Origin of the sequence: Psychrobacter communis, assembly GCF_014836505.1 — a bacterium.
GTDB classification, from domain to species: domain Bacteria; phylum Pseudomonadota; class Gammaproteobacteria; order Pseudomonadales; family Moraxellaceae; genus Psychrobacter; species Psychrobacter faecalis.
In genome coordinates, this window is sequence record NZ_JACSQR010000026.1 from 17,039 (window position 1) to 36,902 (window position 19,864).

Consider the following 19,864-nt stretch of genomic DNA (forward strand, 5'->3'; position numbering starts at 1 on the left):
ATGGCTATCGATAATAACAATCCGCTAGAACAAGAAAATAACCCAGATCGAAATGGCTCAAACGGTGAAGCAAATACTACTGGTACGCGCCGCCGTAAAAAACCGCGCCGTGATGGCAAAGGCAGTAATACGCAAGCTAATAATCCTAAAACCTCTAAATCGACCGGTTCAAAAACTCGCCGCGGTGGGAAAGAAAATCAAGCCTTGGCGACCCAAGCATCTGGTAACACAGCAGCGGTTGATCCTAATTTGATGTTAGGTGGTTCTGCCGAAGATGCCGCTGCTTACGCAGAAGGTGGCATCAAAGCGATTGGGGATCAGCGTATTATCCCCTTTATGAAGTTAGAAAAGCCGATGGCACTTCTATCGCTTCTGATGGTGATTGGCAGTATTATCGCCATTGCCGTTAATGGTCTAAATCTAGGTCTTGATTTTACCGGCGGGGTTTCAGCAGATGTGCGTTATGAGCAGCCTGCTGAGCAAGCCGATGTGGTAAATGCCCTAGCCGATAATGGCTTTGACGATGCGGTCGTACAGTATCTAGGTACGCGCCAAGAGCTTTTAGTACGCTTGCCACCACAGTCAGATAACGTCGATGGACTGAACGCCAGCCTGAGTAAAGCATTAGCATTGCCTAATAATAACGTTGAAATCAGTAACGTTAATATAATCGGTAGCCAAGTCGGTAACGAAATCTACTTAAACTCGGTTATGGCATTGGCATTGGCATTGGCTTGTATGCTGGGCTATGTTGCCCTACGCTTTCAGTTTAAGCTGGCGCTTGGTGCCGTATTGTCGCTATTCCACGATGCTATCGTAACCATCGGAATTTTTGCATTATTTGGTTTTCCGTTTGATTTAACCGTCCTAGCTGCTATTTTGGCATTGATTGGTTATTCAATAAACGATACGATCGTCGTTTATGACCGTATCCGTGAGAACTTTCGCCGCGTGCGTGGTATCACGCCGCGTCAAACGATTGATTTATCATTGACAGAGACACTACGCCGTACGATTATGACTATCTCAACGGTACTGTTAGTTGTCATCGCGATGCTATTCTTAGGCGGTGATGGCTTATTCTGGTTCTCGGCTGCCCTGTTTATTGGTCTACTTGCGGGTACTTATTCTTCAACTTATATCGCAAGCTCTATTCCTTTAAGAATGGGCTTATCACGTGACGACTTTATCGTGAAAGTAAAACCTGAGTTTGAAGAAGAAATCGTCACGTTTAATGATCCAAAAATGTATGAGCAAGACTAACGCTTGTATAAAAGCTAATAACTAGACTTTTAGTTGTTTAGCAAACGTTATCACGATAAAAGCACCTAAACTCTAGGTGCTTTTGTCTTTATACTATTTTTATCCATCTTTTAATACTATTCGATAAGTCATCACTAAACTTTTCTGTCTTATTATATGGTTATATAAGCGACTAAGCTATGTCATCTACCCTGCCGCCAAGTGCTATGCCGCCTATTGATACTCGCTATGCGCGTATCATCGCGATTGCCTTACCTGTGTTATTGGCTAACCTTGCGATGCCGCTACAAAGTGTCATTGATACGGCAATTGTCGGTAATATGAATAACACTGCCAAGCTTGCTGGCATGGGTTTGGCTATTCAGCTGCTGTCTTTGATATTAGTCAGCTTTAACTTTTTGCAATACGCGTCATCTGGACTGTCCGCACAAGCACTCGGTCAACTTGCTAATAATAGCCCTTCTAAGCAAACACAATCGCCGTTGCTATCAATTTTGCAGCGGGCTTTGTTACTTGCTTTTATGATTGGCGCGGTATTACTTATTGCAAAACCTTGGCTCATTGATTTTGGCTTGCAAGCGCTTTCTGCCAATCCTGATAGCGGTCGTGCAGCCAAGACTTATTTAGATGTCCGCTTTTGGGGCGTTATCGCAGAGCTAATGAATTTTGCCTTTATCGGCTGGTTTGCTGGTCAAGGCAAAACCCGCTATATGCTTTATCAGCAAGGCTTTATCGCCATGCTTAATATTATTCTGACCTTATTTTTCGTTTATGTGCTGCAGATGGGCTTGGTTGGGGTAGCATTAGGGACGACCATTGCCTTTTGGCTTGGGGTGGTCTTAGCATTGTGGCTTAGCCGTCGACATTTGCAAATCTCTTGGCGCGCGTTATTTAATGCTAATAAGGAACATTTTACTAAAGATAAGATGCTTAGGCTATTTTCGTTAAATAAAGATATTTTTATCCGTACGCTTATTTTAACCTTAAGCTTTGCTTGGATTACCCGACTGTCTGCCCAAAGCGGCGATGTTATTTTGGCCGCCAATGCTATTTTATTGCAGGTATTAAGCATCTCAGCCTTCGCCCTTGACGGCGTGGCGGTATCGGCAGAAACCTTAAGCGGACAAGCAGCAGGACGACGCGATTGGCCGCGCTTTCGTATTATCGTCAAACGCACAGGCGTGGTCAGTTACGGCCTTGCCATGATGCTAAGCGCGATTTGGTGGCTGGCGATGCCAACTTATTTGGATTTTATGACCAATATCGAACCCGTCTTTGCGCTGGCTTATGACTATCACCTTTATGCGGTACTACTGCCACTGGTTGGCGTTGGCGCTTATTGGCTCGATGGAATATTTTTTGGTTTAACGGCTGGTAGCGTCATTCGTAATGCCGCGCTGATATTGGCGCTTATCTTTTTCCCTTTAAGCTGGCTACTCTACCAGCAATGGGATATGACCGGCATCTGGCTGAGCGTTTGGTGCTTATTATTATTAAGATTGATTATCCTCGGTGGATTTTTATATCGTGCCCATCAAACAGGCAGCTATGAAAAATTGCAGCCTGAAGCTTGACCATTAAAGTAATTAGCTAACATGAGGCGTTTAATAAACACAAAAGAGATAATAAACGATACATAAAAGTAAGAAAAATTAGGATATTACGTGACTACTCAATCAAATGAGATTAATCAAAATCAAGCCTATCATTACGATTGGGCGGAAGGCTTTAAAAAAAGCTTGCCAGTCGCCATGGGTTATCTGCCAGCAGGGATTGCCTTTGGTGTGCTCGCACAAGTAGCCGGTGTACCAGTGTGGGGGACTATTATGCTAAGTGTAGTCTTATATGCAGGCGCGGCGCAATATGCGTGTTTACCGATGCTAAGTGCTGGGCTACCTATTGGAAATATTGCTACCAACATTGCCGCCATTAACTTGCGTCACGTCTTTTATGGTATGCCGTTATTGCAGTATTTGCCAAAAAATAAAATAGCGAAAACCTACTGTTTATTTGCCCTTACTGATGAGACGTTTTCAGTGATGACCAGTTTACCTCCTGAGTCAAGAGCGCGCTTGATTTTGCCTATCAGTCTGTTTAATCAAAGCTGGTGGGTACTTGCTAGCGCTATTGGCGTGATGATTGGCAGCGCGCTCAGTGACTTGGTACCGCATTTAGATTTTGCCTTGGTGTGTCTGTTTGCCATTTTGGCTTATGAGCAATTCCAAAGTATCAAACGCTATTTCCCCATTGGTATTGCCGTCATTGCTTTAGTGATTGCCTCGTTCTTTACCAGTAATTGGTTGTTATTAGTAGCGATTACGATTTGTATGCTGCTGATTTTAGCGCGTGGTTTTTGGTTACAGCGCAGTGTGCAAGGAGACCGCAATGAGCAGTAGTTATTTGATTCTTGCCACGCTGGCGATGGCAGCCGTGACCTTTATTACTCGCGCCCTGCCCGCTTTAATACCTAAAAAGCTGCTAGATACGCCGTGGCTACATCGCTTAAATGAAAGCTTGCCGCTATCTGTGATGGTATTACTGATTTTAACCAGCCTTTCTTATCAAGGTTTGTCAGACAATGCTGGCTTCCAAGCTGGCTTAAATAGTGCCGAAGTGCATTTATTTATGGCGCAAGTTGGCGCGTTATTATTGGTGCTATTTATCTATCATCTTAGCCGCCAATTATTAGTCAGTATGATTGTTGGTATCGCGGCGATTAATGGCTTTTTATGGTTATTTACGCGTTTTTTAGGCTGATTAAACGTTAAAGGTTCGTTTTATATAGTAGATTAATCTTAAAAAAGATACAGCGCGGCTGGGATAAATTTTTCGTAACCTCTGTGATAACAGCAAGCAAGGAAAATTTATACCAGCCGCCTGTGGCTGTTCATTCATCATTTTATTTCATACTGACCACATTTATTCGTGCTCAGAAAAAAGGCTGGAATCCTTGCGAATCCAGCCTTTTTATTTTGTCATTATTTTAAGTTACTTATTCTCTTATAATTCTTCTACGCCCATCATATCGACTGGGGTATCAGCAACAATTTGCACGCCTTTTTTGCCTGTTTTGGCGGTGTCGTTACGTTGCTCTTGTAGATGATCGAGATACGCTTCGTTGATTTGCCCAGTAATATAGCAGCCATTAAATACTGCGCAATCAAAGCCTTCAACCTTGCTATGCTTGGTATCTTTTACCGCTTCAATCAAATCGTCCAAATCTTGGAAAATCAAGCGGTCGGCACCGATAATCTCGCGTACTTCTTCAACGCTATGACCTGAAGCAATTAGCTCGCTACGCACTGGCATATCGATACCATAGACGTTTGGATATTTAACCGGCGGCGCAGCACTGGCAAAGAATACCTTACGAGCACCGGCATCACGTGCCATTTGGATAATTTCATGACAAGTCGTGCCGCGAACGATTGAGTCATCGACCAAAAGGACGTTTTTGCCTTTAAACTCAAGCGGTACCGCACTTAACTTTTGACGCACGGATTTTTTACGTTGCTGCTGACCTGGCATGATAAAGGTACGACCGATATAGCGGTTTTTCATAAACCCTTCACGGTATTTGACGTTCATTTTTAGCGCCAGCTCCATCGCTGAAGTACGCGAGGTATCAGGGATAGGAATAACCACATCAATATCGTGATCTTCGCCCCATTCAGCAAGGATTTTATCAGCCAGTTTTTCACCCATACGTAGGCGTGATTTATAAACCGAGATATTATCCATAATAGAATCTGGACGGGCAAAATACACATATTCAAAGATACAAGGCGTGTATTCTTTTTGCTCAACGCACTGATGCGTATGCAGTTTATGGTCCAAATCAATAAAGATCGCTTCGCCTGGTTTAACATCACGGACAATGCTAAAGCCTGAACCTGTCAATGCGACTGACTCTGACGCAACCATATATTCTGTGCCGCCGTTAGCAGCCATACGCTTACCAAAAATCAGCGGGCGGATACCGTTTGGATCACGGAATGCTAGCAACCCATGACCCGTAATCATGGCAACCACGCCATAAGCGCCTTCAATACGGCTATAAACCGCTGTCACTGCTGCAAAGATATCCTTAGGCGTCGGGTGGGTTTTATTGATATTTTGCATTTCATGCGCAAGCACGTTTAGCAACACCTCAGAATCTGAGTCAGTGTTTAAATGACGGCGATCTTCTTGATACAAAGATTTTGCCAAACCTTCAGCATTGGTTAGGTTACCATTGTGCGCAAGGGTAATACCATAAGGCGAGTTGACGTAAAAAGGCTGTGCTTCGGCGCTACTTGAGGTACCAGCGGTCGGGTAACGAACGTGACCGATACCAAACTTACCCACCAGTTTTAGCATATGACGGTTCATAAACACGTCACGTACCATGCCATTTTCTTTACGTAAATAAAGACGCCCATCCTGTAAAGTCACAATACCTGCCGCATCTTGCCCGCGATGCTGCAACATGGTTAAGGCATCATAAAGAATTTGGTTGACCGGCTCATGAGCTGCTACCCCAACGACTCCACACATAGTTGTATCCTATTTTGTACCACACATTGATAACACAATAACGGCTGATAAGGTTGTCTTAAATGTTTGCCTATCTTTTGCCGCAACGCTGATGATCTTACTAAGAATAACGACTTACGGACAATAGATAAGGCTAATTATCCATAAGACGAGTTAATGATGATAAATAGAGGTGTATTTTACGAATATTAAAGACGCTTGAATAGTTTTTTTTAAGTGCTTAGCATGCCTTTGGATCTATAAAATTTAAGACTGATTGACCTGATCCCATGCCATCCCAAACATATCTGAGACCAGCTCTTTACCCATGGGCGCATAAGGCAGTAATTCAGGCGCGAGCACTGAGGTTTCCCACTGCGGCATTTGTACCAACAATGGCGCGCTGACGCTAAGCACCACCAAAACCATAAGCACGTTTTTTGCCGCGCCAAGTACCCCGCCCGCCATTTTATCAAGGACGCCAAGACGTAAGGTTTTAAGTACGCCAGAAAACACAAACGCAACCAGATGCATAATGGCTAAAATAGCAATCACAATCACTAAAAACGCCAGCGCCATTTGTAAAACAGGATTCTCTACCATACTTGATAATTGCGGCGCGACCGAACCTGCCAGACGCGTGGCAGCAATAAGTGCGATAAACCAACCGACTAAACCGACAGCTGTCTTAATCAGACCTACCTGAAAACCACGCCATAAGCCAATCAGGACAAACACAGCAATTACAATATCTAAACCACTCATGTTTATCGCCTCATTTGCATCTTATTTGGTGTACTTCAGTGAAGGTGAAAAGCTTGCAGTTTTAACAATCTTAACCTTCCATCGCATCGTAATAGCCACCGATAGATTGAATGCAAGACTGTACCAGTCCCGGCCCTTTATAGATAAGTCCTGAATATAGCTGCACCAAATCTGCACCTGCTTCAATTTTTTTGACGGCTTTGTCACCGCTATCGATACCACCAACGCCAATCAACGTGACCTTACCACCCAACTGGTCAGAGAATTGTTGTAGAATTTGCGTACTAATGTGGCTGACCGGACGACCGGATAAGCCGCCTGCTTGCTCACCATCGGGCAAATCTTCGACACCCACGCGGCTTAACGTGGTATTGGTGGCAATCAAACCATCAATCTCAAAGTCCAGCAACTGCTTAGAGATGTAATCCACTTGTAATGGCTCTATATCGGGAGCGACTTTTAATACCAATGGTACATAAAAACCATATTCGGTTGCCAGCTGATTGTGGCGATTTTTAATGGTAGCTAATAATTGGGTTAACGCTTCACCGCTTTGTAGGTCGCGCAAATTTTTGGTATTCGGCGAGGAGATATTGACCGTAATATAAGACGCATGCGGATAGACACGCTCTAAGCAATAGACATAATCATCAGCCGCATTTTCAACCGGAGTCGCAGCATTTTTACCAATATTGATACCGATATTGCCTTGGTATTTACAGCGTTTGACGTTTTCAATCAGGTAATCAACGCCTTCGTTATTAAAACCCATGCGGTTAATAATGGCATCGGCTTGTTTGATTCTAAATAGTCTCGGTCGATCATTGCCAACTTGCGGTTTTGGAGTGACCGTACCCACTTCGATAAAACCAAAACCCAACTCTGCTAATGCATCGATATAATCGCCGTTTTTGTCCAAACCGGCGGCAAGCCCAACAGGATTGGCAAACTGTAAGCCCATACAGTCGGTTGGCTGCATTGACTGACCATATACTAAGCCCAACACACGCGCTTTATGAGCTTTATCCAATAAAGACAAGGTCATCTCATGCGCGTGCTCGGGGTCCATATTAAACAAAAAAGGGCGAAGTAAGGCGTAAGACATAGTAATGACAGACCCTGCTTGAAAAGAAAGAATGAATAAGAAAAACGAATGCGGTCAAGCGCTGCGATTATATCAGCTTAACTGAAATAAGACCAAAGTTTCATCAGGAAAATTACGCCCTATCCTTCGAATAAATAAGCGTTAATACTGTTAATTGACTGACTTAACCAAGTAAAGAAACCCCTATCAGACAGCATTTTTATCCACATCTACCACTTATTGATATTCATATTCTCAGATTAAGGCACTGGGCGGCCATCAGCAAGCGCAATCCAACCGCGTACAATACGGTACAGATGCCAAATAAAAGTAAAGCCCATAATAACAAAACCTAAAATAGCCAATAATACTGAGCCGATGGCAATGTTGTTGGTTTCAGCGAACATACTGACACCAAAACCGCCTAAGGCAAAGGCGACAATAAGCACCCCAATAACGAATAGGACAATGCTGTACCAAAATGTCTTGATTTGCCAATCAAAATGGGTGGCAAGCCAAGTACCATCAGCATCACGGCGTTTGGCATAGTTCATAAAGATAGGCACAATCCACAATAGCCCAGCGGTAAAGTAGCTGAGCACATAAAGCAAATAGGTAATATGGTTATATGTCGTCAAAGAGCGGCGTTTATCATCACTCATCGTATTATTAGAATTATTTATCATGCTGTCACTCGTTATATTCTGTGGTCTGTAGTTATTTTTATTGTGGCAAATTATCAGGTTTTCAATGTGGTAATTGTTAAAGCGTTAACGTGGTTAAATATTTTTCTTACATAATTGACTAAAAATATTAATAAGTCACGGTCGCCTGTACTTGAATGGCCTTGGTAACCAAGTCTTGTTGCATCGACAGTTGGGTAAATTGCCAACCTTGCTGTTCAAGCTTACCGAGTGCGCCACTCACCACCGCTTGGCTTGGATGGGTAAAGCTCAGCTGCACCGCATCGCCTGCTGCAATGACCTGCGCATCAGCAATCCCTGAGTTATTTAACAGCGCACTGATACGGCTAGCCGGCGGCATCGCTTCAGCGCCATCTGCTGAATTGGTAGCATTTAACGCATTGCTATCAATATTACCAGCTTGGGCACGCAACCAAAAATAGTCAGCAACCTGCTTTTGATACTCATTTTTGCTCGCTTTTGCTGATTGATGGACGCTATAGCCGCCATAACCACCGACAAATAACAGCAAAAATGCCGACAATAGCAGTAAGGCTAATTGGTCACGCGCAGACAATGCTTGCCAACGTGTCAGTAAGACATTTTGAAAGCTACTCATCCGCGTTGATAATGCACTGCTTTTAGGGTCAGTCACAATAGTACTGCGTTTGGCGAGGCGTTGTAATCTTTTCATGGTTACCCTTTATTGCTAACGCTACTATTGTTTTCTACCACATCAACGGTTACTTGACCACTAAACTGCCCTTGCTCATTGCCGTTCACTTGTTCCAACTTAGCATTTAATCCTTGAGCAACTAGCGTATTGGTAAATTGATCAAGACTGCCGCGGTCTGGTGCAATCAGTGTAAAGCTAAGTGCAGTTGGCTGCATGACTAACGCCTGCGCTCGTAATGACGACTGTTTAATCAGCGGTGATATACGTGATAATACCGCTATGTGAGCGTTAGGCGCTTGGCTATCACTACGCAGTTTTGGTTGCAACTGCACTTGCAATTTCGTGCGCGTACTAAGCGGCTCATTAGGAAACCAAGACTGGTACTGGGTGGCAATCTCAGTTTTGGTCGCTGCTGCTGCCGCCTGATACTGGTAGAATTGTACCCCATCGGTCGCCATCTGTAATATCAGTGCTGACAGCGCCACCATCATCGCCACCCGCAGATATGGTGATAATTGTGAATCGGTCGATTTAATAAAAAAGTTCAGCGCATGACGCTCAGGAATTTCAAGCGGTTTAGGCGCAACTGGTAGCGTGGTTAATAATAATTGATGCTCGGCAATCATTGCCATCGTTTGAGAAGTTGCTTTGACGGTAGTTTCATGCTTGGTTAAATCAATATCATCGAACGCAGGCTCATTAACCCTATCAGCCACGTGGCTAGAATCTACAAAGGCGTCATCGATAGCTGGCAATAGCAACACTTCGCTTAAATGCGGAAAACGCTCAAAGATTAAAGGCAAGTAACTGACTGCCATACCTTGATGTAAGGATTGGCGTAGCAGCATGGTTTGCTGATCTTGGTACAATACAATCTGCTGACCTGCACCCTCTTCTGGCGTTGGCAGTAATAAAAAATCAGGCAATAATGCTACGATGTTCATGCCAGCAAGCTTGGCGCTTTGCTGCCATGCTTCGATATCGCTTTGAGCCAAAGCATAGAGATGATGACTGGTATTTTCAGTCACTTGGCGAATGGCTAATTGTTCAACCGGCGTCAGAGAAGTTTCTTCAAATAAATACTGTTTACCGCTCATACCTAATTGTTTAAGCTGAGCCGTATTTAGCTCAGACTCTACTTGTAAGACATGGCTTGATGGGAAATACAGACAAACCGATTTTTGACTATTGGTTTTATAGCTACCATAGATATCATGTAGCTGTTGCCAGCCGTCGACCAATTGCCATTGTTTTATGTCTTCGTGCCAGACCGCTAGAGGACTGTGCTGCGCTCTTAACCAAACATGTAACACCAAATGTGTCCTTAATTATCAAAGCTGTTGTTTAGAGTCATTGCTGATTAAAGCTGTCATTTATTAAAGCTATGGTCTAGCAAGCATTTAAATGTCTTATGAGCGTGTGTATGATTGATACTAATAAGGTTGTTCTGGAACAAAGCGGTCTATCTCGGTTGCCATACCCGCCAGCACAAAATCCATCTCAAACACGCGCGCTTCTGCTAAAGCAAACGATTCAGGGTAATCACCCGTCAGCAGGCCAGCGATATGAGCAACAATAGACATATGACAGACAACCACCAGACACTCCGTTTCAACATTACCAATGTCGATGAGCGCCTGATGGGCATCGTCGGACGGCGTGATATTCTCTTGTATTTGTGAGGGCACGTTAGGAGCGCGTAACTGTAATGCTGCCAGCGTCTGCTGCGCCCGCTTATAAGGGCTCACAACAAAACAATCAGGTTGATAATGAGTGGTAATATATTCTGCCGTTTCCGCCGCTTGTTTCTGACCAAAATCTGTCAACTGCCGTGCACTGTCTGGGCGCGTCCCATCTTCTGCTTGACCATGACGTACTAAGATAATTTTCATAATCTTAACCACCTTGTGTGTTACGTTTACCTGACTATTTTGATGATAAAGCAATGTTAACAATGAAATAGCTACATTCTGCTAAACGCTTTACTTATTTTCGTCTTTTTTATGCTTAGTCTTGCTTGCTGTTTGCATTTGCGCCGTTAGTGCCGCATTACTATGGTCATGCTCCATGACAAACTCAACATCACTACGGAAGCCCGCTTCCATAAGATGTAAAGCAACGCCAAGCGCGGCTTTGTCTTCATAAATGACTGCATGAAGCGCATGGGTAATCGGCATATAAATGCCTTCTTTGGTGGCTTTTTCATGTACCTGCTGAATGGTGTTGACGCCTTCAGCGGTTTGACCCAATTTTTTGACCGCCGCATCAATCGTCATACCGCGACCAAGCATATTACCAATACGGTAGTTGCGGCTCAGCTCTGAGCTACAAGTCGCGTATAAATCACCGACTCCCGACAGACCTAAAAAGGTCAGCGGATTGGCACCAGCATGGACACCAAAACGGCTCATTTCTGCTAAACCGCGCGTTAATATCATGGCTTTGGTATTTTCGCCCACTTCATAAGCCGCCGCCATACCCATGGCAATGGCATAAATATTTTTTAGCGCGCCACCAAGCTCAACACCGCGAACATCGTCACTGGCAAACACTCTAAAGAAAGCACTATGTAATGCTGCTTGTACCGCATGGCGTAGTGGCTCAGAGTCACTGGCAATGACCGTAGCAGACGGCATATTTTTCATGATTTCAATGGCGAGATTTGGCCCTGACATCACGCCAAAGTTCACTTCCGGCAGCTCATCTTTAATAATATCACTCATCAAAGCAAAGGTATCTTTTTCCATACCCTTGGTCAAAGAGACAATAGATTGCCCGCTAATAAAGGGTGCGATGCTTTTAAGGGTTTCGCGAAACGCGAGGCCTGGGACAGCGATAAAAATAATATCGGTATCTTTGACCGCCGCTTGCAAATCGTGGCTGTATTTGAGGCGATCATCAAGCTTATAACCGGGCAGATATTTTTTATTGGTCTGCGTCTTTGCCATAGCCTTAACAGTACGTTTATTGCGTACCCACAGCGTAGTGTCACAGCCATTACGAGCAGCCAAATTCGCCATCGCCGTACCAAAGCTACCGCCACCTAAAAATGCCAAACGCAGCTTGGTTGGATTGTTATGGATTTCTGCCATATTTTTTGCCACCGCAGACTCAACCGCGCTAGGATTTAACTTCTTACGCCCTAGCCCAGATTTGGTGGCACGCTCAATGATACTGGATAGCAAACTGTTTTGTTTTTCAGCACCTTGATTGTCTGTTTGACTGTCCTCTATATTTGCATCTGTCTTTTTATCATTAGCGCTGGTCATATTATTTTATCCGTATTGACTGACTGAATTATGAATAGAATTTGTGCTGAGTATACAGTGAGATTGAGGGTATGTTTCAACAATTATTGATATAGAACCGTTATTTTATTGAAATAACGTGACCAGTTTGGTCATTGTTTTGCTTTGCTGTATCACGTTATAGCAACGCTTACTATTTTGAAACATCGCCGTAATCATAGACCTGTCTGGACGCTATGACTCAAAACGCAGTAATGGCTCAATATCAATCGGCTTGCGCGTGGGCATATCGCACGGACTGCTGCCAGTATAAACAAAAGCCGTAACATAATCATCTGCGCCAACGCCAAAATAAGCTTTAACGGCAGGCTCATTGGCCAATAAGCCCGTACGCCAAACCGTACTAAAACCTTGAGCTTGTAACGCTAAAATAAGATTTTGTACTGCCGCGCCAGCACTGAGCATTTGCTCAAAAGGTGGCACTTTTTTATGCACTTGCATATGGGTAACGACCGTAATAATAACCGGCGCACGCAGCGGCATATTGTAGGTTTTCTTGCGTGATTTCTCAGACAGCTCTTCGCCCGCTTGCGCCGCTTGTGCTTCAGCAGCCGCTAAAAAGGCCCGGCCCAAGTCATGACGCGCATTACCTTGAGTGACGATAAAGCGCCATGGCCGCAGTTTTTTATGATCAGGAGCGGTAATCGCACAGTCAATAGCTGCTTTAATCTGAGACTCTGTCGGTGCCGGAATGCTTAAATTGCCGATACTGCGTCTTGATTTAATCCAATTAATCAGCTGCTCATCGGTTACTTGCGCATTTGCCCCTCTCGGGCTTTCGGCTTGATTTTCGTCCCTATTACTGTTCAGTTCGTTACTATTCAGTTCGTTACCGTTATCCATATTATTTTCAGAACCATTCATGTTTTATCCTTATTTATTATTATGCAAATACCTTAGCGATATGCCTTACGCCGCTTCTGAGCCTTCGATACGATGATCCATGCGCAAATAATCTTCTGACTGCATCTCAAGCAGGCGTGAACGTGTACGCTCAATCTCAAAGGCCAATTTTTGTCCTTGATAGAGCTCGAGAATTGGCTGCTCTGCTCTTACCAACAGTTTGACGCGGCGATCATAAAACTCATCAACCAAATAAATAAAACGACGGGTCGGATCACGCAAATCATCATCTAAAGCGGGCACAGAATTGATTAACACCGTGCTAAACTCTTTGGCAATCTCGATAAAATCAGACGCTGAGCGCGGCTCCATACATAAATGACGGAAATCACAAAATAAAATATCTTCGGTACGGGCATTGATTTTGATTTCGCGACCATTGATGGTAATAGGCGCGTTGCTGATTTTTTGATTGTTAGACAAGCTAGCGAAACGGTTGGCAAGCCAGTGGTGATTGGCCTTAGTCAACGGCGACTCATATAACTCCGCTTGCTGTAAGACACGCAGGCGATAATCAATACCAGAGTCAATATTCATCACTGTGGTGTGACGCTCAACTTCGGCAATGGCTGGCATAAAGCGATCACGGTGTAGACCATCTTTATAAAGCCCTGCTGGCTCAATGTTTGATGTAGCGACCAAGGTCACGCCGCGATTAAATAGCATGGTAAACAAATCACCTAAAATCATCGCATCTGAGACGTTGGAGACAAAAAACTCATCAAAACAAATAATCACTGCTTCTGCATAAATGATATCCGCGACTTTTTCTAGCGGATCGCTTTGACCTTGTAGATTATTTAGCTCTTGATGGACGCGCTGCATAAAGTGGTGAAAATGCTGGCGCATCTTACGCTCAATGGTCAAAGAGTCGTAAAACATATCCATCATCCACGTTTTACCGCGCCCCACCCCGCCCCACATATACAAACCTTTGGGAGCCGCAGGTTTTGACTTTAAAAAGCTAAAAAAGCCTTTTTTTTGCGCCACGCTATCATTGAGCTGATGATACAACCCATCTAAATAGCTCATTGCCTGATATTGCTGCTCATCTCGAGTAAACTCATCAGTGCTGATGGCTTGCTCATAACGTTGCAAGGGAGATAAACTCATAATACGACTCATTATTAGACAAAATAAATATAAAAAACTAAAAGTATGCTTAGGTAAATTGGTTAAGACACCAGCTGGTTTTACTGCGACTCTTTAGAGCCAAAACTATGCTCTTCCAACAAACCTTTTAGCTCAGATAAACGTCCATGGAAAAAATGTCCAGCACCATCAACGATACTAACGTCCAGCCCTAAACGCTCAGCAAATGCTTGCATATTGTTTGGGTCAATCACTTCATCAGCATTACCATATATCTCAAAGGTTTTATCAATGGGTAAAGTGATATCACTGCTGTCATTTTTTTCGACTGAGGGCGCGATAAGAGCAACGTTTGCTATTTCAAAATCACCCAGTCCCCAAATATGCGGCGCTACCATGACTTGCTCAGCGACACGTGCTATCACATAACCACCAAAGGAGAAGCCACCTAGCCATAGCTTACGAGCGTTGGTCTGCTCTGCAATCCATTGTAGCACGGTCATCGCATCGACTACCTCACCATCTGCGTAGTCGTGCTCGCCGGTTGACTGGCCAACGCCGCGAAAGTTAAAACGTACCACATGCATGCCGCTATCACGCGCAAAACGATACATGGTCGTGACCACTTTATTGTTCATCGTGCCTTCAAATAACGGATTGGGATGACAAAGCAGCGCCACTGTATCGGTATTCGCATCTTTAGGATTGTCTTGTTGCCATAGCGCGTCGACTTCGAGCACGCCAGCAGGAGCAGGAATCAGTTGCATAAATTTACTTACTGGTTAAAAGTGAATACCTCAATTATCCTAGATATGGTTTATATTTCAAGTAATTTGCTGTGTACCTGCAACGTTGCACACAATAACCGCCTAGACACTCCTTGTCGCAATACGTTAGATTCATACAAGTTGTCGAGTAATATATTGAACTTATAGGAAAAAGGAAACTATTATGAATATTTTTAATAAAACCGCTACTTTAACAGCAACACTGGCTTCGGCTCTGGCTTTGAGTGCCTGTCAAAGCACGCCTTCTTCACCGGTGATTCAGCGCGCTAACTCGATTTATGAAACCACGGGCATCGCTGAGAGCAAAGTCAAAGCTCAGCAAAATGCAATAGACAGTGCGCAAAAAACTTGCGGAAGAAAACAAGTGATTATCGTTGATGATAAAGTCAAATATAACGGTATTTTAAATGAGCAAACGGGTCGTATGGTCGGACAAGCAGGCGCGGTCATCGGTTCAATCTTTGGGACGGGCACGCCAGATTTATCACGTAAAGATGATTATGAGTATATGATTAATTTTCGTTGCCAATAAAAAATGATAATTTAACAAAGCTCTTAGCCAATAAGTTTGCGAGATAGCTATTATATTCATCGCAGCTTATTGGCTTTACTTTTTGTCGCGGCACTTTTGGGGTAAACTATCCTGTCTGGTCTTTTATACCTGCAACCTTTACTTTGATGAGTTAATCTAACGCCACCAGCCTTTCAGCCTCGATTACCTTTGGTCTCCTCTTATGCGCAAACCCAATCTAGCAAATATGAAACAAGTCAGCTCCAAAAAAGACAAAGTATTGGTGCCTGCCAAAGATTTAGCGACCTTGGAGGCGGAACTGGCTGAGCAAGAAAACAGTCTGGAAGTCAGTTTAGAAGATACGGTTTTGCGCCTAAGTGATTACTTATCGGCGGTCGATATGGTCATCAAACAGACCTTTAATCACCGCGTATGGGTAAAAGCTGAGATTCGCAACCTATCAAGTAAAAGTGGGCATTATTACTTTGAGCTAGCAGAAAAAGATGACGACGGCAAAGTTATTGCCAGCTGCCGTGGTAATCTTTGGCGCTTTAAAGCGGCGCGCGTCTTAGCAAAGTTTGAGCGCGCAACCGGTATGCCGCTTGACCGTGATTTGACCGTCTTACTCAAAGTATCGGCAGGCTTTCATGCACAATACGGTTTCTCACTGACGATTGAAGATATTGACCCAAGCTACACTTTAGGCGACTTGGCACGGCAATATGCGGAGATGGTCGACCGCTTGACGGGCGAAGGCTTATTAAACCTAAATCAGCAGCTACCCGCCCCATTTGATATCGAGCATGTCTTAGTCATTGCCCCTGAAAAAGCGGCGGGATTGGGCGATTTTCAAGCCGATGCGGACCGCTTAGCTCGTACAGGTGCCTGTCATTTTCATTATCATCACGCCACCTTTCAGGGCAATCACGCACCAAGCGAAATCCGTCAAGCTATCGTTAACGCCCAGCAGCAATTTTATGACACCTATCAGCGCCTGCCAGATTTGTTAGTCATTATCCGTGGCGGTGGCGCCGTTGGTGATTTAGCATATCTCAATGATTACGAGCTTGCCGCTCTTGTTGCCGAGCAACCTATCCCTGTCTGGGTTGGTATCGGTCATGAGCGTGATAAAGTGATTTTAGATGAAGTGGCGCATAGCAGCTTTGATACACCATCAAAAGTGATTGCTGCTATCATGACGCATTTGGCCCAGCTCGTCACGCAAACCCTGCAATACCAAGCGCAAATCAAACAAGCAGCGCAGCGTCAACTGAATATCGCTGAGCAACAAACGTCACGCCAGTTGAGTCACATTCAGTCGCAAACGATTGGTCAATTGACCGCCCTGCAAAAAGACAGTGATTATGCTTGGCAGAGTATTCAGCAAAGTGCCCAGCGCCAAGTCAAACAAGCAGCCAGACGAACCAGTGAGCTGCGAGTCCAAACTCAAAACTCTGCTTATCAGCAATTAACCATTGCATCAAGTTATAGCCAAAACCAAAAAAAGACGATTATACATAATGCCCAGCAGCAGTTGCTACAAGCACGACGTGATAGCGAATATCTGCGCGATATTGTGCTCTTGCATCGTCCTTCTCGTGTGCTTAAGCAAGGCTATACCATGCTGACTGATGCAAAAGATAAAAAAATACTAACCAGCAGTATGCAACTTTATGCTGAGCAAACGCTACATATCGTCTTAAAAGATGGTAAAGCAAAAGCACAGATTATTGATGTAAATATTGATAAGTAAGAAATACAACCTACCGCCCATTCAACTTAATCAAAGACTTTATTTTAAAGTTAGGAAACCTTATGACAACCCCTACTCGCAAACGTAAAAAAGCCGCCCCAAAGACCTTTAAGGCAGCTTATGATATTTTAAAAACCAATGCCGCTGAACTACAGCAACAAGACGAGCCTGATATCGATAATCTGATGACGACAGTGGAAGAGTCGATTGCCGCTTATCGTGTTTGCGAAACTCGTATTAATGCCGTGCAGCAAGCATTAGATGCCGCTTTCGCCGAAGAAGATAGCATCGAGAAAAGCGACATTTAAGTTAAACCAATTTTACTCTGGCTCATCGACTTCAAAGACTTGGCGCAAATAGGCAAGATAGGTATCATTATTGATCATGGTCTTGCCTGGGCTGTCTGACAATTTGGCAACTGGCTGCCCATTGCACTCAACCAATTTTAGGACGATATTAATCGGGGTGATACCCATATCGTTGGTCAAATTGGTGCCAATGCCAAAGCTGGTTCTTATTTGACCTTTAAAATATTGATGTAAATTCCACGCCTTATTTAAATCCAATCCATCACTAAAGGTCAAAATCTTGGTTCTTGGGTCTATTTTTAATTTCTTATAATGCGCAATGGCCTTATCACCCCAAACATACGGGTCGCCGCTGTCATGACGCAGACCATCGAACAGCTTGGCAAAATACAAATCAAAGTCGCGTAAAAATGCATCCATCCCAACGACGTCGGTCAGCGCAATACCCAAATCACCACGATATTCATGTACCCACGCTTCAAGTGCCGCTTTTTGTGAATCACGCAAACGCACATCCAATGCCTGAAATGCCTGCATAAACTCATGTGCCATCGTTCCTATCGGCGTCATGCCGAGTTTTTTTGCTAAATAAACGTTTGATGTACCGCTAACGATTTTCGGTTCAGCGTTATGTAAAGTCTCAACCACATGCGCTTGCCAGACTTTGCTAAAACGTCTACGAGTACCAAAATCGGCGACGATAAGTGGCGGTGTATTATTATCATATCTTTCCTGCTTTACGGCATATTGGTGCAATAACTCAACTTTCTCATCTAGCCTACGCTGCCCTTCCTCAATGACGCTGGCATTTGATAAAGCACTAAAATATAGCTCATTCACAATGGCTAGGACAAATACTTCAAAAAACATTGCCTGAATCATCGGCCCTTCGATGTCAATAAACAAGCGGCCTTTTTCGTCGGTGCTAACGGTGATAAAACGGCGCTTTAACTTAAACAATTCTAGATAATCAACGAAGTCTGAACGCATAAAGCGCAATCCGCGTAAATACTCCAGCTCATCTTCTAAGAATCGCAATTCACACAAGCTGTCTAGCTGTTGCTCTAAATCGTCTTTGATATCCGCCAATGGATACAGCGTATCTTCGTTATTACGGCAGCGAAAACGATAAACGCCATGGGTCTGCGGAAACTGATGTAGCATGGCTTGCAACATAGTAAATTTATATAAGTCGTTATCCAATAACGAGGTAATAATAGGTTCAAAAGGTTTAGAAGTTTGAGTAACGGTCATGTTACAGCCTTAAATACAAAAATGAAAAGTCGCTAAACAAAACGAGCGACGAAATAGGTAGCAATAGTTATCAAGATGCCAAAGTTATCAAAATGCCAATAATAGAAAAGGTTCAGATTTTGAGTATAACGAAGTTTGTCCCGTTTTTCATAACTCAACGCTTATAAAAGCAAAACTACAACGATAATAATCGTATTTATCCTTTTACTCTGACTTATAGGTTTGGAATAACAGCCTTGACTTCCTCTCCTCCCTAAAGTGAGGGGATTCCTACTACTAGACGCTCAAGCCCGAGCGCAAGAATATTCTTTGCCGCATTAATATCACGGTCATGAGTGACACCGCACTCGCAAAGCCATTCTCTTATTCCAAGACCCGTCCTACCTTTCGGACTATTTTGGCGTGAGCCGCAACACGAGCAGGTTTGGGTGGTGTACGCTTCATTTACTTCGATATAGTGGCAACCTGCGTTCGCGCATTTGTAGTCCAGTTGTCGCTTTATCTCAAACCAACCTGCATCATAGACGGACTTGGCGAGTTTGCCCCTAGTGAATGATTTTGATTGAAGTTTGCCAATGATGATTATTTTATTAGTCTTGGTAAGGTTGGTGGTAAATTTATGAATCAAGTCTTGGCGTGTATTTTTAATCTTGGCGTGAATGGCCTTAACCCGTTTTTTGTTTTTGGCTCTTTGAACAATGCCTAGTTTTTTAGCGTATTGCTGCGTGACTTTGGTTTTTAGTACCTCACCATTACTTGTCGTTGCTGAGTCCCTGCAACCTAAATCAATACCAGTTTCGCCTGTACCGCACTCAATTTTTGGGTACTCTTTAATGGTGATACAGGCATACCAGTGGCCGCGACTGTCTTGCACAAGCTCACAGGTGTTGATGGTGTAGAGTGCTAGATTATAGCTATCCCACACGTCGATGGTCAGCTTCTTGCCTTTAGCCAGGCTAAA

At 43.8% G+C, this 19,864-nt stretch carries 20 protein-coding genes; 7 read left to right on the forward strand and 13 right to left on the reverse strand.

Features of this window, described 5'->3' with window-relative positions; translation table 11 throughout:
- The 4 genes from secF to H9653_RS09250 all read left to right on the forward strand — a co-directional run bounded on the left by secF (window position 1) and on the right by H9653_RS09250 (window position 4,020).
- A complete protein-coding gene (secF, locus tag H9653_RS09235) occupies window positions 1-1,263 on the forward strand; it encodes a protein translocase subunit SecF (protein WP_191692035.1) in 1,263 nt (420 codons plus the stop codon).
- Between the two features lie 179 nt (window positions 1,264-1,442).
- On the forward strand, window positions 1,443-2,837 hold the full coding sequence (locus tag H9653_RS09240; protein ID WP_191692037.1) for an MATE family efflux transporter: 1,395 nt from the start codon (window positions 1,443-1,445) through the stop codon (window positions 2,835-2,837).
- A 90-nt stretch (window positions 2,838-2,927) separates the two neighbouring features.
- Window positions 2,928-3,659 carry an AzlC family ABC transporter permease gene (locus H9653_RS09245; RefSeq protein ID WP_191692039.1) on the forward strand — a complete coding sequence of 244 codons (732 nt, stop codon included), beginning with the start codon at window positions 2,928-2,930 and terminating at the stop codon, window positions 3,657-3,659.
- Window positions 3,649-4,020, forward strand: coding sequence for an AzlD domain-containing protein (locus H9653_RS09250; protein WP_191692041.1), 372 nt, complete (start codon window positions 3,649-3,651; stop codon window positions 4,018-4,020). The genes H9653_RS09245 and H9653_RS09250 overlap by 11 nt, the downstream gene beginning before the upstream one ends.
- A gap of 243 nt (window positions 4,021-4,263) precedes the next feature.
- Here the strand turns inward: H9653_RS09250 and purF are convergent, their stop codons facing one another.
- The 11 genes from purF to H9653_RS09305 form a co-directional block, all read right to left on the reverse strand.
- The gene (gene purF / locus H9653_RS09255; protein ID WP_191692043.1) at window positions 4,264-5,799 is read right to left on the reverse strand and encodes an amidophosphoribosyltransferase; all 1,536 of its coding nucleotides are present in this window, start codon (window positions 5,797-5,799) and stop codon (window positions 4,264-4,266) included.
- A 246-nt stretch (window positions 5,800-6,045) separates the two neighbouring features.
- Window positions 6,046-6,543 (reverse strand): CvpA family protein, encoded by a 498-nt coding sequence (locus H9653_RS09260; protein WP_191692046.1) that lies wholly within the window; start codon window positions 6,541-6,543, stop codon window positions 6,046-6,048.
- Window positions 6,544-6,613: 70 nt separating this feature from the next.
- Window positions 6,614-7,648: a quinone-dependent dihydroorotate dehydrogenase gene (locus H9653_RS09265; RefSeq protein ID WP_191692048.1), complete on the reverse strand. Its 1,035-nt coding sequence runs from the start codon at window positions 7,646-7,648 to the stop codon at window positions 6,614-6,616.
- Window positions 7,649-7,887: 239 nt separating this feature from the next.
- Window positions 7,888-8,313: a DUF4870 family protein gene (locus tag H9653_RS09270; protein ID WP_191692050.1), complete on the reverse strand. Its 426-nt coding sequence runs from the start codon at window positions 8,311-8,313 to the stop codon at window positions 7,888-7,890.
- A gap of 127 nt (window positions 8,314-8,440) precedes the next feature.
- A complete protein-coding gene (gene gspM / locus H9653_RS09275) occupies window positions 8,441-9,004 on the reverse strand; it encodes a type II secretion system protein GspM (RefSeq protein ID WP_191692052.1) in 564 nt (187 codons plus the stop codon).
- 2 nt (window positions 9,005-9,006) lie between these two features.
- Entirely contained in the window at window positions 9,007-10,299 is a 1,293-nt protein-coding gene (gene gspL, locus H9653_RS09280; protein WP_191692053.1) for a type II secretion system protein GspL, read from the reverse strand.
- A gap of 120 nt (window positions 10,300-10,419) precedes the next feature.
- Window positions 10,420-10,878, reverse strand: a complete 459-nt coding sequence (locus H9653_RS09285; RefSeq protein ID WP_068408197.1) for a SixA phosphatase family protein — start codon at window positions 10,876-10,878, stop codon at window positions 10,420-10,422.
- A 90-nt stretch (window positions 10,879-10,968) separates the two neighbouring features.
- Window positions 10,969-12,255 (reverse strand): NAD(P)H-dependent glycerol-3-phosphate dehydrogenase, encoded by a 1,287-nt coding sequence (locus H9653_RS09290; protein ID WP_191692055.1) that lies wholly within the window; start codon window positions 12,253-12,255, stop codon window positions 10,969-10,971.
- Window positions 12,256-12,468: 213 nt separating this feature from the next.
- On the reverse strand, window positions 12,469-13,158 hold the full coding sequence (locus H9653_RS09295; protein WP_404814813.1) for a nitroreductase family protein: 690 nt from the start codon (window positions 13,156-13,158) through the stop codon (window positions 12,469-12,471).
- A 45-nt stretch (window positions 13,159-13,203) separates the two neighbouring features.
- Window positions 13,204-14,310 carry a cell division protein ZapE gene (zapE, locus tag H9653_RS09300; protein ID WP_191692056.1) on the reverse strand — a complete coding sequence of 369 codons (1,107 nt, stop codon included), beginning with the start codon at window positions 14,308-14,310 and terminating at the stop codon, window positions 13,204-13,206.
- A gap of 80 nt (window positions 14,311-14,390) precedes the next feature.
- Entirely contained in the window at window positions 14,391-15,056 is a 666-nt protein-coding gene (locus tag H9653_RS09305) for an alpha/beta hydrolase (protein ID WP_191692058.1), read from the reverse strand.
- A 184-nt stretch (window positions 15,057-15,240) separates the two neighbouring features.
- On the opposite strand from H9653_RS09305, the gene H9653_RS09310 reads away from it, so the two are divergent.
- The 3 genes from H9653_RS09310 to xseB all read left to right on the forward strand — a co-directional run bounded on the left by H9653_RS09310 (window position 15,241) and on the right by xseB (window position 17,649).
- Window positions 15,241-15,609 (forward strand): hypothetical protein, encoded by a 369-nt coding sequence (locus H9653_RS09310; protein WP_144297622.1) that lies wholly within the window; start codon window positions 15,241-15,243, stop codon window positions 15,607-15,609.
- Window positions 15,610-15,811: 202 nt separating this feature from the next.
- A complete protein-coding gene (gene xseA, locus H9653_RS09315) occupies window positions 15,812-17,341 on the forward strand; it encodes an exodeoxyribonuclease VII large subunit (RefSeq protein WP_191692060.1) in 1,530 nt (509 codons plus the stop codon).
- A 62-nt stretch (window positions 17,342-17,403) separates the two neighbouring features.
- On the forward strand, window positions 17,404-17,649 hold the full coding sequence (xseB, locus tag H9653_RS09320) for an exodeoxyribonuclease VII small subunit (RefSeq protein ID WP_144297620.1): 246 nt from the start codon (window positions 17,404-17,406) through the stop codon (window positions 17,647-17,649).
- Between the two features lie 12 nt (window positions 17,650-17,661).
- Here the strand turns inward: xseB and pncB are convergent, their stop codons facing one another.
- Window positions 17,662-18,903 (reverse strand): nicotinate phosphoribosyltransferase, encoded by a 1,242-nt coding sequence (gene pncB / locus H9653_RS09325; RefSeq protein ID WP_191692062.1) that lies wholly within the window; start codon window positions 18,901-18,903, stop codon window positions 17,662-17,664.
- Between the two features lie 253 nt (window positions 18,904-19,156).
- The coding region (locus tag H9653_RS09330; protein ID WP_191692064.1) for an RNA-guided endonuclease InsQ/TnpB family protein at window positions 19,157-19,864 on the reverse strand (708 nt) is incomplete at its 5' end.

Coding starts and splice junctions, on each gene's coding strand:
- H9653_RS09260 (WP_191692046.1), bottom strand. CDS start 6,543: ATGAGTGGTTTAGATATTGTAATTGCTGTGTTTGTCCTGATTGGCTTA.
- xseA (WP_191692060.1), top strand. CDS start 15,812: ATGCGCAAACCCAATCTAGCAAATATGAAACAAGTCAGCTCCAAAAAA.
- gspM (WP_191692052.1), bottom strand. CDS start 9,004: ATGAAAAGATTACAACGCCTCGCCAAACGCAGTACTATTGTGACTGAC.
- H9653_RS09305 (WP_191692058.1), bottom strand. CDS start 15,056: ATGCAACTGATTCCTGCTCCTGCTGGCGTGCTCGAAGTCGACGCGCTA.
- xseB (WP_144297620.1), top strand. CDS start 17,404: ATGACAACCCCTACTCGCAAACGTAAAAAAGCCGCCCCAAAGACCTTT.
- secF (WP_191692035.1), top strand. CDS start 1: ATGGCTATCGATAATAACAATCCGCTAGAACAAGAAAATAACCCAGAT.
- H9653_RS09295 (WP_404814813.1), bottom strand. CDS start 13,158: ATGAATGGTTCTGAAAATAATATGGATAACGGTAACGAACTGAATAGT.
- H9653_RS09285 (WP_068408197.1), bottom strand. CDS start 10,878: ATGAAAATTATCTTAGTACGTCATGGTCAAGCAGAAGATGGGACGCGC.
- H9653_RS09310 (WP_144297622.1), top strand. CDS start 15,241: ATGAATATTTTTAATAAAACCGCTACTTTAACAGCAACACTGGCTTCG.
- H9653_RS09265 (WP_191692048.1), bottom strand. CDS start 7,648: ATGTCTTACGCCTTACTTCGCCCTTTTTTGTTTAATATGGACCCCGAG.
- zapE (WP_191692056.1), bottom strand. CDS start 14,310: ATGAGTTTATCTCCCTTGCAACGTTATGAGCAAGCCATCAGCACTGAT.
- H9653_RS09250 (WP_191692041.1), top strand. CDS start 3,649: ATGAGCAGTAGTTATTTGATTCTTGCCACGCTGGCGATGGCAGCCGTG.
- purF (WP_191692043.1), bottom strand. CDS start 5,799: ATGTGTGGAGTCGTTGGGGTAGCAGCTCATGAGCCGGTCAACCAAATT.
- pncB (WP_191692062.1), bottom strand. CDS start 18,903: ATGACCGTTACTCAAACTTCTAAACCTTTTGAACCTATTATTACCTCG.
- H9653_RS09240 (WP_191692037.1), top strand. CDS start 1,443: ATGTCATCTACCCTGCCGCCAAGTGCTATGCCGCCTATTGATACTCGC.
- H9653_RS09290 (WP_191692055.1), bottom strand. CDS start 12,255: ATGACCAGCGCTAATGATAAAAAGACAGATGCAAATATAGAGGACAGT.
- H9653_RS09270 (WP_191692050.1), bottom strand. CDS start 8,313: ATGATAAATAATTCTAATAATACGATGAGTGATGATAAACGCCGCTCT.